This window comes from Novosphingobium indicum (assembly GCF_014645195.1).
GTDB classification, from domain to species: domain Bacteria; phylum Pseudomonadota; class Alphaproteobacteria; order Sphingomonadales; family Sphingomonadaceae; genus Novosphingobium; species Novosphingobium indicum.
This window is the reverse complement of the sequence record NZ_BMLK01000028.1, coordinates 1-20,444: the sequence shown is the minus strand read 5'-3', so window position 1 is coordinate 20,444 and position 20,444 is coordinate 1. Positions and strand designations below refer to the sequence as shown.

Here is a 20,444-nt window from a genome sequence, read left to right as displayed (position 1 = left end):
CGAGGCTATGCCTTGCTGCAAAGCCATTGCCGCGCTCAGGCCGGCGCTTCGGCCATAAGCGCTGACAAATTTCCGGTGGATAGCTTTTCCGCGGGGCCGTTCAGTCGGCAATCATCTGGAAGAACTGGCGACCGCCGAAGATGTGCACGTGCAGGTGCGGCACTTCCTGATGGCCTGCCCCGCCCATGTTGACCATGAGGCGATAGCCGGGACCGTCCAGCTCGAGCTGCCGGGTCACATTGCCCACGGCCCGCATGAAGTTCGCGATCTCCGCGTCCGATGCCTTGGCGGTAAAGTCGTCCCAGGACACGTAAGCGCCCTTGGGGATCACCAGCACATGGACCGGAGCCTGCGGCCGGATATCGTTGAAGGCCAGCGCATGCTCATCTTCATAGACCTTCTGGCAAGGCAGTTCGCCGCGCAGGATCTTCGCGAAGATGTTGTTCTCGTCGTAGGGCAGCTTGGGATCGATGGGCATCGGTCTCTCCGGAACGAAACGGTCAGTCCTTGGGGCGCGCGGCCTTTTCGGCAATGCCGGAAGTGCCTTCGCGGCGGTCGAGCTCGGCCATGACGTCGGACAGGGGCACGCCCTTGGCGCCAAGCAGAACCATGAGATGGAAGAGCAGGTCCGCCGATTCCCCCACCAGCGCCTTCTCGTCTTCGGTGAGCGCGGCGATTACGGTCTCGGTCGCTTCCTCGCCCAGCTTCTGTGCGATCTTGCGCAGGCCCTTGGCATTGAGCCTGGCAACGTAACTGGAATCGGGATCGGCGCCGCTCCGGGCAGCAATGGTGGCTTCGAGACGGGCGAGAGTATCGGGACTGCTCATGGTCCCCCGCCATGCGGTGAAGGCCGCACGCGGTCAAGCCGTCAGAGCGAGACGATCAATCTTCCCGCCGCTTCGAAGAGAGGCGGCGGCCGATGATCACCCCGGCGACGCCCATGCTCAGCAGAAACAGACCGCTGGGCTCGGGAAGCGGCGTGCCGCCGGATGCATGGGCCGGGACAGCCGCGAGAAGAGCCGGAACGAGGGCCGGCAGAAACTTGGAAATGTACAAGGGGGAGACTCCAGTGAGTCGGAACTTGCCCACTCCATCTGCCCCATTTTGCACTGCAACAAGCGCAATCGGGGCAGTGTCCCGTTCCGGGGCATGGCCCGCGCCAATCGTTTCGCGGGCTTGGCGGCCTTATCAGCCCCGCGCTGGAAGCCCTGCAGCCCGCAAGGCGGCATGGGCATCGGCAATCGAGTGTTTGCCGAAGTGAAAGATCGAGGCCGCCAATACAGCGCTCGCATGCCCCTGCGTCACGCCGGCCACGAGATGATCGAGCGTGCCAACCCCGCCAGAGGCGATCACCGGCACCGAGACGGCATCGGAAATCGCGCGGGTCAGCTCCAGATCGTAGCCGTTTTGCGTGCCGTCTCCGTCCATAGAGGTGACAAGCAGCTCCCCGGCGCCGTAATCGGCCAGCTTCACGGCATGCTCCAGAGCATCGATGCCCGTCGCCTTGCGGCCGCCGTGGGTAAAGATCTCCCATTTTCCCGGGGCTGTCCGGCGCGCATCGACGGAGGCGACGATACACTGCGATCCGAACTTCTCGGCAATGTCGGCGACGACTTCGGGACGCGACACAGCCGCGGAATTGACCGCGACCTTGTCCGCCCCCGCCAGTAGCAGCGCCCGCGCGTCCTCCGCCGTGCGCACACCGCCGCCGACCGTAAGCGGCATGAAGCAGACTTCGGCGGTGCGCTGCACAATGTCGAGCAGGGTACCACGCGCCTCGTGACTGGCCGTAATGTCGAGAAAGCAGAGTTCATCCGCTCCGGCGGCATCGTAGGCGCGCGCCTGCTCCACCGGATCGCCCGCATCCTTCAGGTCGACGAAGTTGACGCCCTTGACCACGCGGCCATTGGCGACGTCGAGACAGGGAATGACGCGGACGCGAACAGTCATGGCTTCACCATCATCAGATACAGGCCGCCCGCCCCCATCAGCGCGAACAGCAGAATGTTGAATCCCAGGTAAGCCCAGAACCGCTGTGGATCATCCTTCCGGCTCGCCCGGATCGGGCTGCGCATGCGGCTGAACAGCATCAGACGCACATTGCCGCCGCGGTAGTCGCTCCAGATCCACGCCAGCCCCGGCAGCGTCGCCAGTATCAGCAACAGGCCGACGAGGCGGCTGTCGTTCACGATGCCCGCTCTGCCACGGCAATGGCTGCCGCAAGGTCGAGGCGGCCGTCATAGAGCGCGCGGCCGGTAATCACGCCCTCGATGCCGTCTTCCGCATGGAGAGCGAGAATATGGATGTCGTCCAGCCCCTTTACGCCGCCGCTGGCAATTACCGGGAGATCGGTCTGGCGCGCGAGATCAACCGTCGCCTGCACGTTGCAGCCCTTGAGCAGCCCGTCGCGGCCGATATCGGTAAAGAGCAGGCTGGCGACGCCGGCATCCTCGAAACGGCGGGCCATATCGATGATCGAGACGGTGGAGACCTGCGCCCAGCCCTCGGTCGCGACCATGCCGTCGCGTGCATCGACGGCGACGACGATGCCGCCAGGGTATTCCTTCGCCATGTCCTTCACGAACTGCGGGTCCTTGAGCGCAGCGGTACCCATGACCACGCGCGAGACGCCCAGCTCGAACCAGCCCTCGACCGCTTCGGGCGTGCGGATGCCGCCACCGAGCTGCACATGGCCGGGGAACACGTCGAGAATGGCTTCGACCGCCTCGCGGTTCTCTGCCTTGCCGGCGAACGAGCCGTCGAGATCGACGACATGCAGGAACTGCGATCCGGCATCGGCAAAGAGCATCGCTTGCGCAGCGGGATTGTCGCCATAGACGGTGGCGCGCGCCATATCGCCTTCGGCGAGCCGGACGACCTGCCCCTGCTTCAAGTCGATGGCGGGAAATACGATCATGGGTTCAGGGCTTCCATTCGAGGAAACGGGACAGCAGCGACAGGCCGTAGACCTGGCTCTTTTCGGGATGGAACTGCACGCCGACGACATTGTCCCTCGCCACGGCTGCGACAAGCCCGCCGCCGTGATCGGTCATCGCCGCGACGGTGTGGCCGTCTTCGGGCGCGAAGTGGTAGGAATGCAGGAAATAGGCCTCGCCCGGCTCGATCAGCCCGCTGGCGGGATCGTGCAGGCCGAGCGCCACATCGTTCCAGCCCATGTGCGGGATCTTGATCGTGGGATCGGTCCGCTCGATCAGTTGCACTTCGCCCGCGACCCAGTCGAGCCCCCTGGTCACGCCATGCTCGAGACCGCGCGTGGCGAGAAGCTGCATGCCCACACAAATGCCCAGAAAGGGCGCGCCACCGACATGCACGCGCTCGGTCATGGCCTCGACCATGCCGGAAATGCCCCAGAGCCCTTGCGCACAGGCCTTGAACGAGCCCACTCCCGGCAGCACGATACGATCCGCCGCTCGCACGACGTCCGGATCGGCGGTTACCGCGACGTTGGGCGCGCCAGCGGCCTTCAGCGCATTGGCCACCGAATGCAGGTTGCCGGCGCCGTAGTCGATCAGGGCAAGGACTTCCGCCATGCTTTTGCCTTTCAGCCTCCGAGCTGGCCCTTGGTCGAAGGAATCGCTCCGCCCTTGCGCGGGTCGAGTTCGATGGCGCTGCGCATGGCGCGCGCGAAGCCCTTGAAGATGCCCTCGCAGATGTGGTGGTTGTTGGTGCCGTAGAGCAGCTCGATATGCAGCGTCATGCCCACCGCCTGCGAAATCGAGTGGAACCAGTGCTCGACCAGTTCGGTATCGAGTTCGCCCAGCTTTTCCTGCGTGAAACCGGCATTCCACACGAAATACGGACGCCCGGAAATGTCGAGCGCGACGCGGGCCAGCGTCTCGTCCATCGGCGAATAGGCCTGACCGTAACGACCGATCCCGGCCTTGTCGCCCATCGCCTGGGCAATCGCCTGTCCGATGGCAATGGCGCTGTCTTCGGTCGTGTGGTGCTGGTCGACGTGCAGGTCGCCCTTGATGTGGCAAGTGATGTCGATCAGCGAATGGCGCGAGAACTGCTCGATCATGTGATCGAGAAAACCGATCCCGGTCGAGACGTCGTAGGCCCCGGTGCCATCCAGATTCACCTCGACGGCAATATCCGTCTCGTGGGTTTTGCGATTGATCGAAGCAGTGCGCATGGAAAGCGCCTATAGACCCGTGCGTGTGGGAATCAATTGCGCGAATTGGCGCATCGTCACGCATGATGCTTGCAGTCGCGACGCTATTTCCTTGGTAAAACGCCCGCATGCGCGTAAAATCTGTTTCGTAACGACTTGACCCTTAGATGAACGATGCGCACGTAGGGCGCGATGAACGATACGCCGCCAGACAGCCTGATCCCTTATGACGAAATCGTGCAGGAAGCCCTGCGCGCCGTCGTGGGCCGTGTGCTCGGCCAGGTAAAGGATGCCAATGGCGTTCTTCCCGGCAGCCACCATTTCTACATCACGTTCAAGACGAACGCGCCAGGCGTGGACATTCCCGCCGACCTCAAGGCTCGTTTCCCGGACGAGATGACGATCGTCCTGCAGAACAAGTTCTGGGATCTGGAAGTAACCGACGAAGGCTTCGCGGTCGGGCTCAGCTTCAACCAGATCCCGGCGATGCTGAACATCCCGTTCTCCGCGATCACCGCCTTCGTGGACCCTGCAGTCGACTTCGGCCTGCAGTTTCAGGCGATTGCCGACGGCGAGGATGACGAAATGTCCGGTACTGCCGGCAACGACGAGTCGGAACGAGACGTGGCTTCGCGCATTACTCCCAGCGAGGACGGATCGAACGTCGTTTCTGTGGACTTCGGCAAGAAGAATTGAACGATCCGCTGCCTCTGGAGGATACGTCCATGGCCACGAAGGCAGTACAGGAAAATGCAGAAGACGCTGCGGCCGCAGTGAAGAAATCCGCGCGCAGGGCGAAGACCAAGGTCTCGCCCGAGGAACTGCACGGCCCCAGCCCCAACATCGCCACGAACCTTGCGATAGCCGATATTGCCCTGCGCAGCGGCTCGATGCTGGCCCGGCAGGCCGTCGAGCGCGCCTTTCTGGGCAGACGGTATTCGCCAAGCAAGGCCGCCAAGATCCTCAAGGGTCGCACGATGGGCGAAACCCTGCTGCATCGCACGCTTGCCAAAGTGGCACTGCGCTCCGTGCCCGGTGCGATCCTCGTTGGCGGCGCGCTGATGGCCAAGACCCTCTACGATCGCAGCAAGGCCCGCGAAGCCGCGCTGGAAGGCGAAGCCAAGCTCCAGGACATGGCAGAAGACGGCGCCGAGGACTGAGTCCGCCCGAATCCGTTTTCCCACATCGCCGGACCGGGTTCGGGTTGATTTGATCGTCCTGCCCGGTCATCGGGAAGAGATGTCCGATTCCGCATCTTCCAAAGCGACCGATACGCTGGCCCGGCGCGGCCTGATGTTCATCATGTCCTCGCCCTCGGGCGCGGGCAAGACGACCATCTCGCGCATGCTGCTCGAACACGATCCGCACATCTGCATCTCGGTGTCCTGCACCACGCGGCCGCCCCGCCCCGGCGAGGTCGACGGCAAGGACTATCATTTCGTCGACCGCACCGAATTCGATCGCATGGTTGAAAACGAAGAGTTCCTCGAATGGGCGGAAGTCTTCGGCCACTGCTACGGAACGCCCAAGGCGCAGGTGAAGGCCGGACTCAAGGACGGTCAGGACTATCTCTTCGACATCGACTGGCAGGGTACCCAGCAGCTCTATCAGAAGCTGGAACGCGACGTCGTGCGCGTGTTCCTGCTGCCCCCCAGCATCGACGAACTGCGCCGGCGCCTAACCGGACGCGGGACTGACAGCGCTGAGGTGATTGCGGGCCGCATGGACCGCGCGCGCTCGGAAATCAGTCACTGGGACGGCTACGACTACGTGGTCGTCAACGACGACATCCAGGCCTGTTTCGAAAAGGTCACCGAGATCCTCGCCGCCGAGCGCATGCGCCGCGCCCGCCAGACCGGGCTGATCGGTTTCGTACGCGAACTGATGCGTCCGGACGACGGCGCCCCGGCGTAAACGGCCCGACCCCAATCCCCTTTTGCTTGTCCTAACCGTCCCGGCGCGATAGGCGCCCGGCACGAAACTGACTCTATTCGGAGACTTCCAGCAATGTCCGAACTCGAAGCCGCCATCGAAGCCGCGTTTGATGCGCGCGACACCGTCACCCCTGCCAGCGACGACGTCCGCAAGATCGTCGACGAGGCGCTCGGTCTGCTCGATTCGGGCAAGGCCCGTGTCGCCGAGAAGATCGACGGCGAGTGGGTCGTCAACCAGTGGCTCAAGAAAGCCGTGCTGCTGAGCTTCCGCCTCAACGACAACACAGTGATGGAATACGGTTCGGCCGGCGCGCCCGCGTTCGACAAGGTCCCGCTCAAGTTCGCCGGTTGGGACGAGGCAAAATTCCGTGAAGCCGGTATCCGCGTGGTCCCGGGCGCCGTCGTGCGCCGCAGCGCGCACGTCGCCAAGGGCACCGTGCTCATGCCGAGCTTCGTCAACCTGGGCGCCTATGTCGGCGAAGGCTCGATGATCGACACCTGGGCCACGGTCGGCTCGTGCGCCCAGATCGGCAAGAACGTGCACATTTCGGGCGGTGCCGGCATCGGCGGCGTGCTTGAGCCGCTGCAGGCGGGCCCGGTCATCATCGAGGACGGCTGCTTCATCGGCGCGCGTTCGGAAGTGGCCGAAGGCGTGATGGTCGGCGAAGGCGCCGTTCTCTCGATGGGCGTCTACATCGGCGCATCGACCAAGATCGTCGATCGCAACACTGGCGAAGTCCACGTGGGCCGTGTACCGCCCTATGCCGTGGTCGTCCCCGGTGCGATGCCCGGCAAGCCCCTACCCAACGGCACGCCCGGCCCCTCGCTATACTGCGCCGTGATCGTGAAGACGGTCGATGCCCAGACCCGCTCGAAGACCGGAATCAACGAACTGCTTCGCGACTGATTCCCCAAAGGGAAGCCAGTTTTACGGAACGCAGAGCGCCATGGTGCGTTTTTGATGGAAACGGGGGCCAAGGGGGTCCCCCCAGCTATCGGAGACACACCATGGAAACCCAGGGACGGGAAGTTCACCTCGAAGAAAACGAAGCGCGCGCCGGCTCGACGCCGCGGATCGTTCGCTATGTTCTGCTCATCAGCCTTGCCTTGGCCGTGATTGCGCTTTCGGCGATCTGGATCGTGGGCGCCATCAGCACGCCCGATGATACCGGCACCGCCACCAGCCCGGCCGTTCAGGAAGGCTCTGCGGACATGTCCGCAAGCTGAGCATTGTTCAGGGCGCGCCGAGATGCCTGGCCTGGATCGCTTTCTGGAAGCGCAACGCGACATCTACGATCGCGCACACGACGAGATCGTCGCCGGCGCAAAGCAGAGCCACTGGATGTGGTTCATTTTTCCGCAAATTGCCGGATTGGGCCGCAGCGCCAATGCCCGCTTCTATGCACTGAGCGGACTTGAAGAGGCGCGGGATTATCTCGCGCACCCCATTCTCAGCAAGCGGCTGGAGCAGTGCACCGACGCCATGCTGACATGGGCCGGGAAAAAGACTGCCGAAGCGATTCTGGGCGACATTGATGCACTGAAATTGCGGAGCTCAATAACGCTTTTTGATGCCGCCGCTCGTAGTGCCAGCGAAGAAGGCCCCTATGCAGATGTGCTGACCGCATTCTACGAAGGGCAGTGCGATCCACGCACCCTGGACCTGCTGGACAGCGGCACAGCCTAGCCCTCCCGCCCTGCGTTCTTCAGAAACTGCAGGAACTTTTGCCGCCCTGGCCGCGTTACGTAAGTTGGTCCGGCGAATATTGTGGCGCCGAACGCCACGGGCTCGGCCAAACGGGAGAGCCAATATGCAACGCATCGGTGACGAAGTTCATCTCAACGGCGACGAAGCTCGCGGGGGCGCGACACCCAATATCCTGCGCTACGTGCTGATCGCCAGTCTTATTCTCGCGATTTTCTCGATGTCGGCGATCTGGATCGGTCGCGCTCTGGCGGACCGGCCATCGCAAGGACACCCGGTAACGGCGGAAGAGCATGCGCTGGGCGGTTGAAACGCGCCTGCACAGTTTTGAAGCCAAGTTTTGAAGAAAGACAAAGAGCCGCCGTCGAAAGCGGACTGCCGAAGCGTGCCATGGCAACGCTTACCCGCCTTGGTAGACAGATCGCCCCCCCGGCGATCGTGTCCGTCCCTGGCGTCGACGGCTCTTGTCAAATCTGGCGACAAAGCCGCCATCCCCTGCACTTCAAAGAGTTATGGGCAAGGAATTGCCAAAGTCTTAACGCCGCGTGATGTCAGGAACATACCCGTACATCAGGCCTCGCGCCAATGGTCTGTAGCGCAGCCCGAAACTAACTCGTCCGACCATCGACCGGACGGCCCGACCACTTGAGTTCTGCCATTCTCTTCAGCGCATCGTTCATACCTGCCAGCCCCTTTCCGACCTTGCGGCCCATGACCTTTGCGATCACGCCCCCCATTGCGCCGCCCATGATTTCGCCATTTGTGACAATACAGCGAGTCGGCGAGATTTCCTCGATCTCCACGAAACGGAAGGCCTTCACCAAGCCGCCGAAGCTGGTCATCATGTACTCAAGGCATTCGGTCGGCCGCACCGTAACCACGCGCGCAGAGCCCTTCTGCGGCTTGAGACCTTCCAGCAAGACCGCGAACCGGATCTGTCCGTCCACTTCGGCGCGCCCGGCAGTTTCGACATAGAGCGGGTTCCACCCCGACCAGCCTTCGAAATCGGCGACAAAATCCCAGACCAGCTCGGGAGGCGCATCGATCTCTATGCGATGGCCAACGCAGCGCCCGGCGATTCGCCCCGGCGCTTCGGTTCCTTCGGGCAAATCGTACGTAAGATCGCCTTCGGCAATCACAGCAGAGCCTCGGCGATACGGCGCCACTGCGGCATCAGCGTTTCAAAGCTGGCCCCGCGCGGTCCACCGATGGCCTGCAGGCACACATGGTCCGCCCCGGCATCCAGGTGCGCCTGGACGCGCTCGGCCACGGCATCGACATCGCCGATGGCGAAAAGCGAATCGAGCAGCCGGTCCGAACAGGCTTCGATCTCATCCTCGCTGAAGCCAAGCCGCTTCCAGTTGTTCCGATAGTTCGGCAGCTGGCGGTAGTTTTCGAGCGCGCCCAACGCCAGTTCGCGCGCCTTGGCGCGGTCGGTTTCCAGAATGACGCCCTGTTCCGGCGCCAGCAGCTTGCCGGGCCCAAGGATCTCGCGCGCTTCGGCCGTGTGCTCGGGCGTGACGAGGTAAGGGTGAGCCCCGGTTGAACGCTCGCCCGAAAGCGCCGTCATCTTCGGTCCGAGCGCGGCAAGGCACAGGTTCTCGCGCGGCATGCCCGCGGCTTCCAGCCCATCGACGAAACGCCGCATCACCGAAAGCGGCTTGGCCCACTTTTCACCGATGATCGGCCCGTGGCTGACGCCGATCCCGAGCAGCGTGCGTTCCTGCTCCGATTCGTCGAGACCCTTGAACCACTCTGCGATCTCTTCGGGCCTGTGCTTCCAGACATTGAGAATGCCGGTCGCGATGGTCGTACGCTTGGTCGCGCCGAGCAGCCGCTTCACGTCGGTTGGGGCACCGCTGTCAATGCCGCCGGGCACCCACAGAGCGCCATAGCCCAGTTCATCGAGTTCGGCCGCCGCATCGTTCGACTGTTCCGGATCGCCGAAGCGCAGTTCGAGGGACCATATCCCGACTTTGCCGATTACAACGGGTACAGGCATGCCCTCTCCTCCTCACATGACGATTGCGCGCGATCTTGTCTGTACGCCCTTGCCGCTTCAAGCGCTTTTGCGTGACAAAGCCTGTAGGATCGCGGGAGCGGGCAAAAACCGCCACTTGATTGCCTGTGCGCGGCGGCCTAGCCGATCCGGTCATGGATGATTTCGATTTCATCATCGTCGGCGGTGGCAGCGCGGGCTGCGTACTGGCCAACCGACTCAGCGCAGACCCGGCCAACCGCGTGCTGCTGCTCGAGGCCGGAGGCAAGGACAACTACGTCTGGATCAAGGTGCCGGTGGGGTATCTCTACTGCATCGGCAACCCGCGTACCGACTGGTGCATGTCCACTGAAGCCGAGAAGGGGCTCAACGGACGTGCGCTCAAGTATCCGCGCGGGCGCGTGCTGGGCGGATGTTCCTCGATCAACGGCATGATCTACATGCGCGGGCAGGCGGCGGACTACGACGGCTGGCGGCAAGCGGGCAATCCCGGCTGGGGCTGGGACGACGTGCTGCCCTACTTCACCCGCGCCGAGGATCACTACGACGGGCCAAGCCCGGTCCACGGCAGCGGCGGCGAGATTCGGGTGGAAAAGCAGCGCCTACGCTGGGACATTCTGGAATCGTTCCGCGCTGCCTGCGGCGAAGCCAGCATCCCGCTGATCGACGACTTCAACACCGGCGACAACGAAGGCGCGAGCTTCTTTCAGGTCACCCAGCGCAGCGGTTGGCGCTGGAGTGCGTCGGACGCCTTCCTCAAGCCGGTGCGCGGCCGTGCGAACCTGAAGATCGTCACCGGCGCGCTGGTCGACAAGGTGGTCGTGGAACAGGGGCGCACTGTGGGCGTGGCCTACCGCCTCGGCAACACCAGCCACATCGCCCGCGCTGCCGGCGAAGTCCTGCTGTCGGCGGGCGCGATCGGATCGCCGGCCATCCTCGAACGCTCCGGGATTGGCGATGCGGCGGCGCTGTCTGCGCTTGGGATAGACCCGGTGCTCAATGCGCCGGACGTGGGCGCGAACCTGCAGGACCACTTGCAACTGCGCTGCGCCTGGCGGGTCTCGGGTGTGGCAACACTCAACCAGCGCGCGGCAAACCTGTTCGGCAAGGCGCTGATCGGGATGGAATATCTGCTCAGGCGTTCAGGCCCGATGGCGATGGCGCCCAGCCAGCTCGGCGTGTTTACCAAGAGCCACGATCGCTATGCGACAGCCAATCTCGAATATCACGTCCAGCCGCTCAGCCTCGAGGCTTTCGGCGGTCTGCTCGATCCCTTTCCGGCGTTTACGGCCAGCGTGTGCAACCTGCGCCCGGAAAGCCGGGGGACGAGCCGCATCACCAGCGCCGATCCGGGCACCGCGCCCAGCATCCGGCCCAATTACCTGTCGTGCGAGGAAGACCGCCGCGTGGCGGCGCAAGCCATTCGCCAAGCGCGCGGTATCGTTTCGCAGCCTGCCCTCGCCCGCTTCCATCCCGAGGAAGTGCGTCCCGGCATGGCGCTGCAAAGCGAAGAGGAACTCCAGCGTGCTGCCGGAGACATCGGCACCACCATCTTCCACCCTGTCGGCACAGCGGCGATGGGCGCCGTAGTGGACCACGAACTGCGGGTGAAGGGCATGGACGGCCTGCGCGTCATCGATGCTTCGGTGATGCCCACGATCACGTCCGGCAACACCAATGCGCCCACCATGATGATCGCCGAAAAGGGCGCCGAAATGGTGCTTTCCGCCGCCAAGCGCTAAGCCAGCAGTTCCCGTGTCTTGAGCGCGATTTCGGCGACGTACTCGGCTGCCGGCTGCCCGCTCTGCGCCTGAGCCATGAGCGGAACTTCGAGCCCCAGTGTCTTGCCGCGCGGCAAAGCATCGACGAATTCGCGCAGGGGCAGATCGCCCTCGCCGGGAATCAGGCGCCCGGTCATCGCTTCCTGCAGATAGTTCCCGATGCCCTTGCGCTGCGCATCGCAGAGCTGGACATGGCCGATCAGCGCCGGATCGAGTTCGGCTATCTGTCGAACCGTGCCGCCCGAGCGGAAAAAGTGCATCGAGTCGATCAGCACGCTGGCCTTGTCCTCACCGATATGGCGGACAGCCTCCAGCGCCTCGCCGAGCGTACGGATGGTGAAAGCGGGGCAGAACTCGATTGTGAATTCCATGTCCCGGGCATGGGCCATTTCGGCCAGCTTGCCGAGTTGATCCAGCGCACGCTCGCGCTCCACGCCCATGTCCACCGAATTGATCCGGATCGCCCCCACTTCTGCGAAGATGTCCATGTCGGCGGCCCGTTCGGACGCGTCGAATTCGGGCGAAACGCCCATGCCTTCACCGATCGAAATGGCCACGCCGCGATCGCGCAGCACGGCCTTCAGCTCCGCACGCAGTCCCGCATCCTCACGCAGCGACCACGCCGGGTAGTCGTGAGGGTTCATCGGCAATTGCGTCAGTCCCATGGAGACCGCCGTGCAGCCAAGGTCGGCCGCCAGTGTCACATGGTCTACCGGTCCCATTCCCAGAACCGTCAATAGCTCGATACCGAGCGGATGTGGCATGCCCCGATTCCTCTCCCGTTCGGGCGCGTTATACAGCACACCATCGAGCCCGATACCGGCAATTACCAGAGGGGGACATATTCATGCCCGGCAACCGCGACGAAGCTGCGGCCATTATCGAACGCCTGCGGCTGAAACCACACCCCGAAGGGGGGTGGTACGGCGAAACCTGGCGGGCCGATGCCGAACCCGGAGACCGCCCCTCCGCAACCGCGATCCACTTCCTGCTGGAAGCGAACCAGCGCTCGCACTGGCACAAGGTCGACGCCAACGAGATCTGGCTGTGGCACGCGGGCAGCCCGATAACGCTCTCGATCGCTCCGGATGACGCGACACCGGCAAAGCAGCACCTGCTTGGCGGCGACGTCCTCGCAGGAGAATCGCCGCAGGTGCGCGTTCCCGAAGGACACTGGCAGGCAGCCGAACCGATGGGCGGATGGGCGCTTGTAAGCTGCGTGGTCTCGCCCGGCTTCGACTTCGCCGGGTTCGAACTGGCCCCGCCGGACTGGACGCCCGGGATTTGATCCAGATGCTGGACAAGCCGAACTGCGGCGCGCAGGGTCGGTTCCGGGTGAACAGAAGGGGGCGCGCAGTCAATGCCCGGCGAGTACGACAGGATAGACGACGCCGCCGGTCGCGTGCTCGGTACGCCGGTGCAGAACCTAGCCCGCGCTGCCGCATTCGTCCTGACGGTCTACATTCTTTCCACTGCCGGTTTCATGGCCGAGGGCTGGTCGCTGGGCGATGCCACCTACATGGTCACGGTGACCATCTTCTCGGTCGGCTACGGCGAAGTCCACCCGCTCGACACCACCTGGCTGCGCGGCCTTACCATGGCCACGATCGTGCTCGGCTGCACCGGCATGATCTTCTTCACCGGCGCCCTCGTCCAGGTCTTCGCGCACTACCAGATACGCAACATTCTCGGGATCGACCGCATGCAAAGCCAGATCGAAAGGCTTACCGACCACGCCATCATTTGCGGCTATGGCCGTATCGGCAAGCAGCTCGCCATTGAACTCCAGCGGGCCCGAACGCCCTACATCATCCTCGACCGCAATCCCGCCAAGCTCGCGGAAGCGGAAGGGTGCGGGCATCTCACGCTAAAAGGCGATGCCACTGACGAAGCCACCTTGCGCGCCGTCGGGATCGACCGGGCGCGTGTGCTGGCCACCGTCCTGCCCGACGATGCACTCAACGTCTTCATCACGCTTTCCGCGCGCAATCTCAATCCGCGTCTGGAGATCATCGCGCGCGGCGAGTATCCCTCGACCGAAGGCAAGCTTATCCATGCCGGCGCCGACAAGGTGGTCCTGCCCACGCACATCGGCGCCGAGCGGATCGCCGAACTGATCCTCTACCCCACGACCGCGAAGTTCCTCGGAGAAGCGCCGCAGGTGCGCGACCTCAAGCGTGGGCTGCACGATTTCGGGCTGGAGATCGAGGCGGTAACGGTTCCGGCTAAGTCTGCGCTCGCGGGCGCGACCGTTGGCGAGGCGGAGCGGCGCGGCAATGGCGGCTTCTTCGTCGTCCAGATCGACCGCCACAACGGCTCAAGCTACGTCCACCCGGCCGAAGACGTGAAGATCGAGGCAGGCGATACGATCGTGCTCGTCCTGCGCGGCTCGCGCGTGTCGGCAGGCTCGATCTTCACGCAAACCCGCCAGGCCATGAAGACGGGCCGCAGCTACCTCTAACGTCGAAGGGGCGTCAGGCCGGCTTGGGAACGGCGACGTGAAGCGCGCCGTCTTCCTCCTTCACCGGATAGGTTGTGAGGTCCGTCTTGGCTTTCATGCCGATGAAGAGGAGCCGCGGATCGCGTTCGATCTGGCCGGTCTTGAGGTCGAACTTCGCCTTGTGCAGCGGACAGACTACCGCCTCGCCCTCGATTTTGCCCCGACACAGGTTGAAACCCAAATGGGGGCACTTGCGCTGCGCGGCATAGTACGTCCCGCCGACCTTGGTCACGAGCAGCTTGAGCCCTCCCGCCTCGACCGGTACCAGCACGCCTTCCGCAACGTCCGATGCGCTTGCTACTTTCACGTAGTCCATGATCATTTTTCCCGGTCCCGTTCGCGGCGAGTATGCCTGCGAGGACGCCACCCTGTCCAGCACTACGCGGCAGCGCGGAAAACCGTGACGGCCAAACAGATAGGGCGCGATGGCCATGCCCATCGCGCCCTATCGTTTCTCCCCCCTTCCCTGGCCTCAGGAGCGACCCGAAAGGGCTCTGGGAATGGAATCAGGCCAGCTTGCGCTGAAGCTTGATCAGGGCCTTGTCGATCTCGGCCTTGGCATTCGCGTCGATCTCACCCTTGACCACCCGGTAGACGATCCGCCCATTGTCCAGCGAATAGGCAACCGTGGCCATGCCATCGTTGAAACTGGCAAGGTACAGCGCCGGCTTGCGCTGAAGCAGAGCGAGATCGTCCGCTCGGGGAACCAAAGTATCGCGCATGTAAAATGCGCCAGTCATGGCAGCGGGTTCGACCTTGGTTTCGCTTGCCCAGCCAGTACCGGACAATGCCAGCGCAAACAGGACAAGTCCGGTCTGTAATGCTGTCAGGAACTGCTTCATGACATCGCCCTCTTCCCAAGCGGCACCGTACTTTGCGGGCCGCCTCTTCTGAGAAAGATATGTACCAGTCAGGACCTGTTACGGAAAGAAAACAATACTCAAGTAGCTTAGGACCATGTCGCTTTTTGCGCCGCAATACAAATGGCGTACTGCACGGTATTTCTCATTTCGCTAATTTCCTGCGGCCTTCGCGACATGCAGCAGCCTCAAGTGCAACGGCCATGTTGCAAGTGCGGTGTCATGAAAATGCCATGAAACCGCCTGCGCAGGGGTCTGAAAAAGTGGATCCGGTGGTCAGCCCAGCTTGCGGATCAGCGCTTGAGCAGCAGCAGGCGCCCGCACCTTGGCACCGTTAATGAAGAAGACGAACACATCGCGGCCGTCCTGCGCCCATCCGCGCGCCTTGTCTGCCCAGCCATCCAGCTCAGCGGGCGAGTAGCCTGTGGGCTCTTCCTCCCGCGCGCCCTGCAGACGCGCATAAGAGAACGCGCCCGTCTGCTCGGAAAAGCACGGGTACTTCGCGGAATCGGCGAAGACGACGGCACACCCGGCTTCGCGCGCCAGATCGAAAAACGCCGGATCATCGAAACTTTCATGCCGCGGTTCGATCGCATGGCGCAGCAGCACGCCGTCCTGGCTTGGCGGCAGAAGCGTGAAGAACGCGGCCATCTGATCGGGGTCGAACACCTTGGTTGCCGGCAACTGCCACAGGATCGGCCCGAGCTTGTCTTCCAGTTCCACCAGTCCCTGCTCAAGGAACTTCGCAATACTCTCGCCCGATTGCGAAAGATCCTTGCGCTGGGTGCAGAACCGGCCCGCCTTGAGCGCGAAGACGAAACCTTCGGGCGCCGCCTTGCGCCACTTGGCGAACGTGGCCGGCGACTGCCGGCTGTAGAACGTGCCGTTCACTTCGATCGCCGTCAGATGGGATGCGGCATATTCCAGTTCGCGGGTTTTCGGCAGGTCGTCGGGATAGAACGTCCCGCGCCAGGGCTCGAAGGTCCAGCCGCCGATCCCCGCGCGGATGGTACCCGATGTCACTCCGCACCGCTCCACGGATGCGTTTTCGTCCAGCCGCACCCGTTGCGCAGATCGTCTCCTATCCGCAAAGTCACCACGAACGGGTACGTCCGGTCTGACATGCCATCCGAACATGCGCCCGGCGTCACCGCGAGAGTAAGGGCTTTGCCATTCATTTCGCCCGAGAACGATAGCCCGCCGCGCCCGGCGAAGCGGGACACCGGAACTACCGTGCCGTCACTGTTCTCCGGGGTCGTGTAGGTCAGTTCGCCATTGGAGACCTCGCCGCCCCAGAATGGCTCCGTGCCCGTGACCCGAACCACTTCATCTTCCGCGATCTGGCTGAAGGGGCGGTGATCGTTGCCGTCTCCCGGCACCTCGCTTCCCGGCCCCATCTGACATCCCGCCAGGGCAAGGGCTAACGCCGCGACAAGGGGGTGGCATGGCCTGCTGATCATGTGGCGGCGTTACCCGCAACGACCGGCACCGACAAGGGAACATGCCCTCGAAACAACACTACAACGCACTTGCAGCATATCGAAAGCAATATCCAATTTTGGAATTTTTCAGCAGCCACTACCGATGGTGCCGCGTCATGTACCTGTTTTTCAACGAATAAAATTAAGTTGCGATTTTCGCAACCCTACATCGAAGTTTTGAATTTGCATTGCACCGCACCAATCATACATGCTGCACCGCAACAACAAGAAGAGATGCCCCGAGGCAATCTTCCTGCATCCAAACTAGGGGACATTGCCATGTTCAAGACCATTATCGCCGCCGGCGCCGCCGCACTTGTAGCCGTTCCTGCCGCTGCTCACGCCAGCGATGCCCGCGAGTTCTCGCACGAAGGCGTGAACTACACCTACACCACTGCCGAGAAGGGTGATGTCACCGTGATCGACGGTCGCACCTCGGCTGGCGTTCCGTTCCGCCTTTACGTTCGTGGCGAGCGCGTTTCGGGCACCTACAACAACCGCTCGGTGAGCTTCACCAAGACGGACGTCGTCGACGAGCTGGCCAGCAAGTAATCCGCTGGCAGGATCGCGCCCGGGTAAGCTTCTCTCCCGAAGCCCGATCGCATCCTCCAGTGCACAAGGGCGTCATCCCTCGCGGGTGACGCCCTTTTCCGTTGTGCACGCGGCGGCACTGCTGCCGTTGTCAGGTATCGAGTGCGAAAGCACCCTGTCAGCCGCCTGGATCAGTGCACGCTCTGTAAAGCCGCACGGCCCTGCACAAGGCGGACCTGCAAGACGCCATCGTCTTCCTCGATGCCATGCTTTTCGCGGATCTCGGCGATGCGTTCGGCGATCGTTTCCTCATCCGCGCCGCTCGGCACCGGATAGCGGGCAATGACCATCTCATCGAGCGTATCGACCACACAGAAGTGGCTGTGGCTGCCCTTGTCGCTCAGCGCATCGAGATCGAAGCCTTCGGAGAGATCCCAGCGACCACCGTCGCGCGAGCGGATCGGGCGTTGGCAGTAGCGGCAGGTGCAGTGCACCACACCGTTTTCCTCGCGGCGGCGGCGCCCCTCCGGAACGTGACGGCGCAAGTACCAGCACTGTGCAACGACTGCCGAAGGATTGATCTTGCTGAGCATAGCTCCACCTGTCTGCGCGAGTTCCCCTGGCCTTGCGATCCTCAACCAAACCGCGGCCTTCAATCCTTAATACGGATACAAACCGCAGGACTTAAGCCGCCCTCAGCAAGAATCGTACGGCAGCCTCAGGCGAGCGTCGCGAAGACCTCGGCGACGATGACCCACTCGCCCAGCACCTCACGCCACTTCGCGCAGTAGTCGCCCGAGGCCAGCGCCTTGCCCGAGCTTGCTTCCACGCCCTGCCAGTGCCCCTGCTCGAACGCGACCGGCTCGACCCGCGACACCGCCACGCTGACGGGGGTGCGGGTATAGACCGCCCGCGCCGGGCTGGCGAATTCGCGCCGCCAGGCCTTGAGCTGCGCGTTGCGGCCCGAAACGACCGCGCTGTCGCTGCCGGTCACCATCACCACATCGCGGGCGAGGAGCTGCGAGATCGTGGCATGGTCGCCCTCGGCGATGGCCCGGTTGAACGTGGCCCGGCGCCGGCGGATGGCGAGCTCGGCGGTGGAATCGACAGTCTGCGCCACGGCCGCCTCCTCAGTGAATCGGGTTGGCGGCGCTGTCGCCGACGACCGTGTTCCAGCGTCGCACCGTCCAGCGCTCGACCAGCCCCTGCGCGACGTAGGGATCGGCGCGGGCAAAGGCCTCCGCCGCCTCCGGACCGTCTCCGGCGAAGGGCAGCATCGCCGTGTCGAGCGGCTCCTCGACCGCGCCGCCCAGCACCAGATCGCCGCGCTTGGAGGCTTCCCAAGCCAGCGCCAGATGCTCCGCGCGGAAGGCAGGGCGGCGCTCGAGGTAGTCGGGCGCCAGATGGTAGGTAAGCAGATAGTGGTTCACGACCCCTCCTTTTCCCTCTGCGGGGACTGGAAAAGCCGTTCTATATCAATCGCCGCCGATAGGAAATGCGGGGAAAACCATGTTCCACACCGGCTCAGGCGCAGCCTTCGACGTAGCCCAGCACCGGCATCGTGCCGACATGGATCAGGCTGACCTTGCCGTCCTGCCCGATCTCGAAGCGCAACGCGGCCTCACCGCTGCCGGCATTGGGCGCGGTCAGGTACTTGGCGGGCGCGTCCTCGTAGGCATGGGGCGAGGCGCGAAAACCGGGGAACGCCTGCTTCACTTCGGCCTCGCCGGCGCCGACGCCGATCCCCTCGACCAAAGTCACGTCTGAGCGCTGGCCCACGGTGATCCGCCGGACCTTGCCGTCCTCGACGATGGCATAGACGCCCGGAAACTCGGGCGAGGACACCGTCCGGCATGCATCCGAGATCTGCGCCCCGCGCTCCGCCCATGACCCGTCCCTGGGCACCGGCTTGCCGATTTCGAGATCGTCCAGCCCCTCGAGCGTGAGCATCGGCGTATTGCCGACCGGCATGACCATCGGCTGCGCGGCTGCGATGGCTCCTTCGTCCCCGGAAGCCGTATCGGCAGAGGTTGCAATGGACTCTTCAGGGACGGCCGATGCCGTCGCCGCACTGGCGCTGGGGGAAGGCTTGGACGAACAGGCCGCAAGGCACAGGGCCAGCGCCGCAGCAGAGATCAGGTGCTTCATGGTCGCAATGAAACGGCGGGACGGTCGGGCGGTTCCCCGCCCCCGTCACTTTCGCCGGGCTAGCCTCCTGCGGTTTGCCCGTACCTTGCGGCCATAGTGCTTGACCACCTTGCGCGCGGCCTTTTCGGGCGCCAGCGAGCCCCCGGCGGCGAGCTTGGCCCCCAGTTCGGCATGGGCGCGCACTTTCTCGGAAACCATTAGCGCCGCTTCCCGCTCGTACCCGGGGCGGCACACCAATATGTCCGAAGTTCGCATGCCGATGACCACCATCGAATCGAACCAGAGCCAGTAACTCTCGTGGGCAAGCATCAGCCAGTCTTCGGAAGGCGTGCGCGGCATAGACTAGGCTCCCGAAAGGCAATGCCGAATTATACCATCTGTTCGCCGCCCCCGCCATCGGGAAGCGAATGCGACGGAAAAATTGTCCGGCTCGGTAATCGTCCCCGCCGATTACTGATCGCACCATCGCCCGCTCGCTGTTGCGAACGAGTCGCATTAAATCCTGTCCCGAAGGGATGAACCGATGACCCGCGATCTTGCCAAAACCACAAGCTTCCTGACCCTGCACCTGCTGGTGGGCTTCACCGTAGCCTATACCGTAACCGGCTCGGCGACGATGGCCGGCGGCATCGCCCTGATCGAGCAGCTTGTGAATGCCGTCGTGTTCTTCTTCCACGAACGGACATGGAACGGCGAGCTGCACTTGGCGGATGCCGTGCTCCATCGCCACGCCGGCACGGCTTGATCCGGCCCCCGCCGGTCTGTGACACCCCGGTTGACTCGGACGCGCAAAAAAGTGCGTGTCACCTTGCGCCTCCCCACTGCGCCCCGAACGGATCGGACACGGCGCGGTCCATCTGCGCCAGCAGCCTCAAAAGCGCGGAATCGCTGGGCTGCAGCGAGCACCCGACGTAGCGCCCGCCGCGCATCCGCACCCGGACCAGCCCCTCATGCGCCGCCGCCACGAGCGCCCAGCCTGTCAACTTCGGAAAGGCCGGAATGTCATCGGTGTCCGGCGCCATGGCCGCAAAGTCCCACGCCGCTGCAAACCACGCCGCCCCTGCCCGCCGCCGCAGCCGATAGACACTCTCGCGCGAAGCCCCGACCCGCGCCGCCGCCTCGGACACCGAGCCCGTCTGCGCCAGCCACCCGATGAACTCCCCCTGCCGCACCGCCGACCACCCGTCCCGCCGATGCCGCAAGGGCACCGGCACGAACGGCGGAATGCGCAAGTAGGCAGGCCAGCGGGCAGGAGATCTCGGCATGGGCCAAGGCTATCGCGGCGAAGGGGCTGTAGGAAAACGGTTGGCGTTTATATACTTTGCAAACACACCTGATTCTGGTATGCTCCGAAGGGTAAGGAGTTAAGC

Annotated in this window: 33 protein-coding genes; 12 read left to right on the top strand and 21 right to left on the bottom strand. The window is 63.7% G+C overall.

Features of this window, described 5'->3' with window-relative positions; all coding sequences use genetic code 11:
* Nucleotides 1-100 precede the first annotated feature (100 nt).
* From IEX64_RS20670 to hisB, 8 genes are all read right to left on the bottom strand, one after another.
* Nucleotides 101-478 carry a histidine triad nucleotide-binding protein gene (locus IEX64_RS20670; RefSeq protein WP_188822818.1) on the bottom strand — a complete coding sequence of 126 codons (378 nt, stop codon included), beginning with the start codon at nucleotides 476-478 and terminating at the stop codon, nucleotides 101-103.
* A 22-nt stretch (nucleotides 479-500) separates the two neighbouring features.
* Entirely contained in the window at nucleotides 501-827 is a 327-nt protein-coding gene (locus tag IEX64_RS20665) for a phosphoribosyl-ATP diphosphatase (protein WP_188822815.1), read from the bottom strand.
* Between the two features lie 55 nt (nucleotides 828-882).
* Nucleotides 883-1,056: a PEP-CTERM sorting domain-containing protein gene (locus IEX64_RS20660; protein WP_188822813.1), complete on the bottom strand. Its 174-nt coding sequence runs from the start codon at nucleotides 1,054-1,056 to the stop codon at nucleotides 883-885.
* Between the two features lie 132 nt (nucleotides 1,057-1,188).
* On the bottom strand, nucleotides 1,189-1,950 hold the full coding sequence (hisF, locus tag IEX64_RS20655; RefSeq protein WP_188822811.1) for an imidazole glycerol phosphate synthase subunit HisF: 762 nt from the start codon (nucleotides 1,948-1,950) through the stop codon (nucleotides 1,189-1,191).
* Nucleotides 1,947-2,189 carry a hypothetical protein gene (locus IEX64_RS20650; protein WP_188822809.1) on the bottom strand — a complete coding sequence of 81 codons (243 nt, stop codon included), beginning with the start codon at nucleotides 2,187-2,189 and terminating at the stop codon, nucleotides 1,947-1,949. Before IEX64_RS20650 ends, hisF begins: the two co-directional genes overlap by 4 nt.
* Nucleotides 2,186-2,917 (bottom strand): 1-(5-phosphoribosyl)-5-[(5-phosphoribosylamino)methylideneamino]imidazole-4-carboxamide isomerase, encoded by a 732-nt coding sequence (gene hisA, locus IEX64_RS20645; RefSeq protein WP_188822807.1) that lies wholly within the window; start codon nucleotides 2,915-2,917, stop codon nucleotides 2,186-2,188. The genes IEX64_RS20650 and hisA overlap by 4 nt, the downstream gene beginning before the upstream one ends.
* A gap of 4 nt (nucleotides 2,918-2,921) precedes the next feature.
* Complete coding sequence (hisH, locus tag IEX64_RS20640; RefSeq protein ID WP_188822805.1) at nucleotides 2,922-3,551, bottom strand: imidazole glycerol phosphate synthase subunit HisH; 630 nt, start codon at nucleotides 3,549-3,551, stop codon at nucleotides 2,922-2,924.
* 11 nt (nucleotides 3,552-3,562) lie between these two features.
* Nucleotides 3,563-4,156: an imidazoleglycerol-phosphate dehydratase HisB gene (hisB, locus tag IEX64_RS20635; RefSeq protein WP_188822803.1), complete on the bottom strand. Its 594-nt coding sequence runs from the start codon at nucleotides 4,154-4,156 to the stop codon at nucleotides 3,563-3,565.
* Between the two features lie 171 nt (nucleotides 4,157-4,327).
* Here hisB and IEX64_RS20630 point away from each other — a divergent pair, with 171 nt between their 5' ends.
* The 7 genes from IEX64_RS20630 (at nucleotide 4,328) to IEX64_RS20600 (ending at nucleotide 8,084) form a co-directional block, all read left to right on the top strand.
* The gene (locus tag IEX64_RS20630; RefSeq protein ID WP_188822801.1) at nucleotides 4,328-4,831 is read left to right on the top strand and encodes an SspB family protein; all 504 of its coding nucleotides are present in this window, start codon (nucleotides 4,328-4,330) and stop codon (nucleotides 4,829-4,831) included.
* Between the two features lie 29 nt (nucleotides 4,832-4,860).
* Complete coding sequence (locus IEX64_RS20625; protein WP_188822799.1) at nucleotides 4,861-5,295, top strand: hypothetical protein; 435 nt, start codon at nucleotides 4,861-4,863, stop codon at nucleotides 5,293-5,295.
* Nucleotides 5,296-5,374: 79 nt separating this feature from the next.
* Nucleotides 5,375-6,049 (top strand): guanylate kinase, encoded by a 675-nt coding sequence (gene gmk / locus IEX64_RS20620; protein WP_188822797.1) that lies wholly within the window; start codon nucleotides 5,375-5,377, stop codon nucleotides 6,047-6,049.
* Nucleotides 6,050-6,142: 93 nt separating this feature from the next.
* Nucleotides 6,143-6,976 carry a 2,3,4,5-tetrahydropyridine-2,6-dicarboxylate N-succinyltransferase gene (gene dapD / locus IEX64_RS20615; protein WP_188822795.1) on the top strand — a complete coding sequence of 278 codons (834 nt, stop codon included), beginning with the start codon at nucleotides 6,143-6,145 and terminating at the stop codon, nucleotides 6,974-6,976.
* Nucleotides 6,977-7,077: 101 nt separating this feature from the next.
* Entirely contained in the window at nucleotides 7,078-7,296 is a 219-nt protein-coding gene (locus tag IEX64_RS20610; RefSeq protein ID WP_188822793.1) for a hypothetical protein, read from the top strand.
* Nucleotides 7,297-7,318: 22 nt separating this feature from the next.
* Nucleotides 7,319-7,756, top strand: coding sequence for a DUF1810 domain-containing protein (locus tag IEX64_RS20605; protein ID WP_188822791.1), 438 nt, complete (start codon nucleotides 7,319-7,321; stop codon nucleotides 7,754-7,756).
* Nucleotides 7,757-7,880: 124 nt separating this feature from the next.
* Complete coding sequence (locus IEX64_RS20600; RefSeq protein WP_188822788.1) at nucleotides 7,881-8,084, top strand: hypothetical protein; 204 nt, start codon at nucleotides 7,881-7,883, stop codon at nucleotides 8,082-8,084.
* A 298-nt stretch (nucleotides 8,085-8,382) separates the two neighbouring features.
* On the opposite strand, the gene IEX64_RS20595 is transcribed toward IEX64_RS20600, so the two are convergent.
* Together IEX64_RS20595 and IEX64_RS20590 are read right to left on the bottom strand one after the other, a co-directional pair.
* Complete coding sequence (locus tag IEX64_RS20595) at nucleotides 8,383-8,913, bottom strand: SRPBCC domain-containing protein (protein WP_188822786.1); 531 nt, start codon at nucleotides 8,911-8,913, stop codon at nucleotides 8,383-8,385.
* Entirely contained in the window at nucleotides 8,910-9,776 is an 867-nt protein-coding gene (locus tag IEX64_RS20590; protein ID WP_188822784.1) for an LLM class F420-dependent oxidoreductase, read from the bottom strand. The genes IEX64_RS20595 and IEX64_RS20590 overlap by 4 nt, the downstream gene beginning before the upstream one ends.
* A 152-nt stretch (nucleotides 9,777-9,928) precedes the next feature.
* Here IEX64_RS20590 and IEX64_RS20585 point away from each other — a divergent pair, with 152 nt between their 5' ends.
* Nucleotides 9,929-11,515: a GMC family oxidoreductase gene (locus IEX64_RS20585; RefSeq protein WP_188822782.1), complete on the top strand. Its 1,587-nt coding sequence runs from the start codon at nucleotides 9,929-9,931 to the stop codon at nucleotides 11,513-11,515.
* On the opposite strand, the gene IEX64_RS20580 is transcribed toward IEX64_RS20585, so the two are convergent.
* Complete coding sequence (locus IEX64_RS20580; protein WP_188822780.1) at nucleotides 11,512-12,318, bottom strand: sugar phosphate isomerase/epimerase family protein; 807 nt, start codon at nucleotides 12,316-12,318, stop codon at nucleotides 11,512-11,514. The genes IEX64_RS20585 and IEX64_RS20580 overlap by 4 nt on opposite strands.
* Nucleotides 12,319-12,401: 83 nt before the next feature.
* Here IEX64_RS20580 and IEX64_RS20575 point away from each other — a divergent pair, with 83 nt between their 5' ends.
* A complete protein-coding gene (locus IEX64_RS20575; protein WP_188822778.1) occupies nucleotides 12,402-12,842 on the top strand; it encodes a cupin domain-containing protein in 441 nt (146 codons plus the stop codon).
* 72 nt (nucleotides 12,843-12,914) lie between these two features.
* Complete coding sequence (locus tag IEX64_RS20570; RefSeq protein ID WP_188822776.1) at nucleotides 12,915-14,015, top strand: potassium channel family protein; 1,101 nt, start codon at nucleotides 12,915-12,917, stop codon at nucleotides 14,013-14,015.
* Between the two features lie 13 nt (nucleotides 14,016-14,028).
* On the opposite strand, the gene IEX64_RS20565 is transcribed toward IEX64_RS20570, so the two are convergent.
* From IEX64_RS20565 to IEX64_RS20550, 4 genes are all read right to left on the bottom strand, one after another.
* Complete coding sequence (locus IEX64_RS20565) at nucleotides 14,029-14,370, bottom strand: Rieske (2Fe-2S) protein (protein ID WP_188822774.1); 342 nt, start codon at nucleotides 14,368-14,370, stop codon at nucleotides 14,029-14,031.
* Between the two features lie 190 nt (nucleotides 14,371-14,560).
* On the bottom strand, nucleotides 14,561-14,896 hold the full coding sequence (locus IEX64_RS20560; RefSeq protein WP_188822772.1) for a hypothetical protein: 336 nt from the start codon (nucleotides 14,894-14,896) through the stop codon (nucleotides 14,561-14,563).
* A gap of 294 nt (nucleotides 14,897-15,190) precedes the next feature.
* The gene (locus IEX64_RS20555) at nucleotides 15,191-15,937 is read right to left on the bottom strand and encodes a DUF72 domain-containing protein (RefSeq protein ID WP_229710609.1); all 747 of its coding nucleotides are present in this window, start codon (nucleotides 15,935-15,937) and stop codon (nucleotides 15,191-15,193) included.
* A complete protein-coding gene (locus IEX64_RS20550; protein WP_229710608.1) occupies nucleotides 15,934-16,311 on the bottom strand; it encodes a COG3650 family protein in 378 nt (125 codons plus the stop codon). Before IEX64_RS20550 ends, IEX64_RS20555 begins: the two co-directional genes overlap by 4 nt.
* Before the next feature lie 363 nt (nucleotides 16,312-16,674).
* On the opposite strand from IEX64_RS20550, the gene IEX64_RS20545 reads away from it, so the two are divergent.
* Entirely contained in the window at nucleotides 16,675-16,947 is a 273-nt protein-coding gene (locus IEX64_RS20545; protein WP_188822765.1) for a hypothetical protein, read from the top strand.
* Between the two features lie 170 nt (nucleotides 16,948-17,117).
* Here the strand turns inward: IEX64_RS20545 and IEX64_RS20540 are convergent, their stop codons facing one another.
* The 5 genes from IEX64_RS20540 to IEX64_RS20520 form a co-directional block, all read right to left on the bottom strand.
* Nucleotides 17,118-17,519, bottom strand: coding sequence for a hypothetical protein (locus IEX64_RS20540; protein WP_188822763.1), 402 nt, complete (start codon nucleotides 17,517-17,519; stop codon nucleotides 17,118-17,120).
* 125 nt (nucleotides 17,520-17,644) lie between these two features.
* Nucleotides 17,645-18,046, bottom strand: coding sequence for a YybH family protein (locus tag IEX64_RS20535; protein ID WP_188822761.1), 402 nt, complete (start codon nucleotides 18,044-18,046; stop codon nucleotides 17,645-17,647).
* 10 nt (nucleotides 18,047-18,056) lie between these two features.
* On the bottom strand, nucleotides 18,057-18,356 hold the full coding sequence (locus IEX64_RS20530; RefSeq protein WP_188822759.1) for a YciI-like protein: 300 nt from the start codon (nucleotides 18,354-18,356) through the stop codon (nucleotides 18,057-18,059).
* Between the two features lie 94 nt (nucleotides 18,357-18,450).
* A complete protein-coding gene (locus tag IEX64_RS20525; protein ID WP_188822757.1) occupies nucleotides 18,451-19,074 on the bottom strand; it encodes a hypothetical protein in 624 nt (207 codons plus the stop codon).
* Nucleotides 19,075-19,119: 45 nt separating this feature from the next.
* Nucleotides 19,120-19,413, bottom strand: a complete 294-nt coding sequence (locus IEX64_RS20520) for a hypothetical protein (protein WP_188822756.1) — start codon at nucleotides 19,411-19,413, stop codon at nucleotides 19,120-19,122.
* A gap of 184 nt (nucleotides 19,414-19,597) precedes the next feature.
* Between IEX64_RS20520 and IEX64_RS20515 the strand changes: the two genes are divergently transcribed.
* Nucleotides 19,598-19,819: a DUF2061 domain-containing protein gene (locus tag IEX64_RS20515; protein WP_188822755.1), complete on the top strand. Its 222-nt coding sequence runs from the start codon at nucleotides 19,598-19,600 to the stop codon at nucleotides 19,817-19,819.
* Nucleotides 19,820-19,877: 58 nt separating this feature from the next.
* On the opposite strand, the gene IEX64_RS20510 is transcribed toward IEX64_RS20515, so the two are convergent.
* Nucleotides 19,878-20,339, bottom strand: coding sequence for a helix-turn-helix domain-containing protein (locus tag IEX64_RS20510; protein ID WP_188822753.1), 462 nt, complete (start codon nucleotides 20,337-20,339; stop codon nucleotides 19,878-19,880).
* Nucleotides 20,340-20,444: the final 105 nt, after the last annotated feature.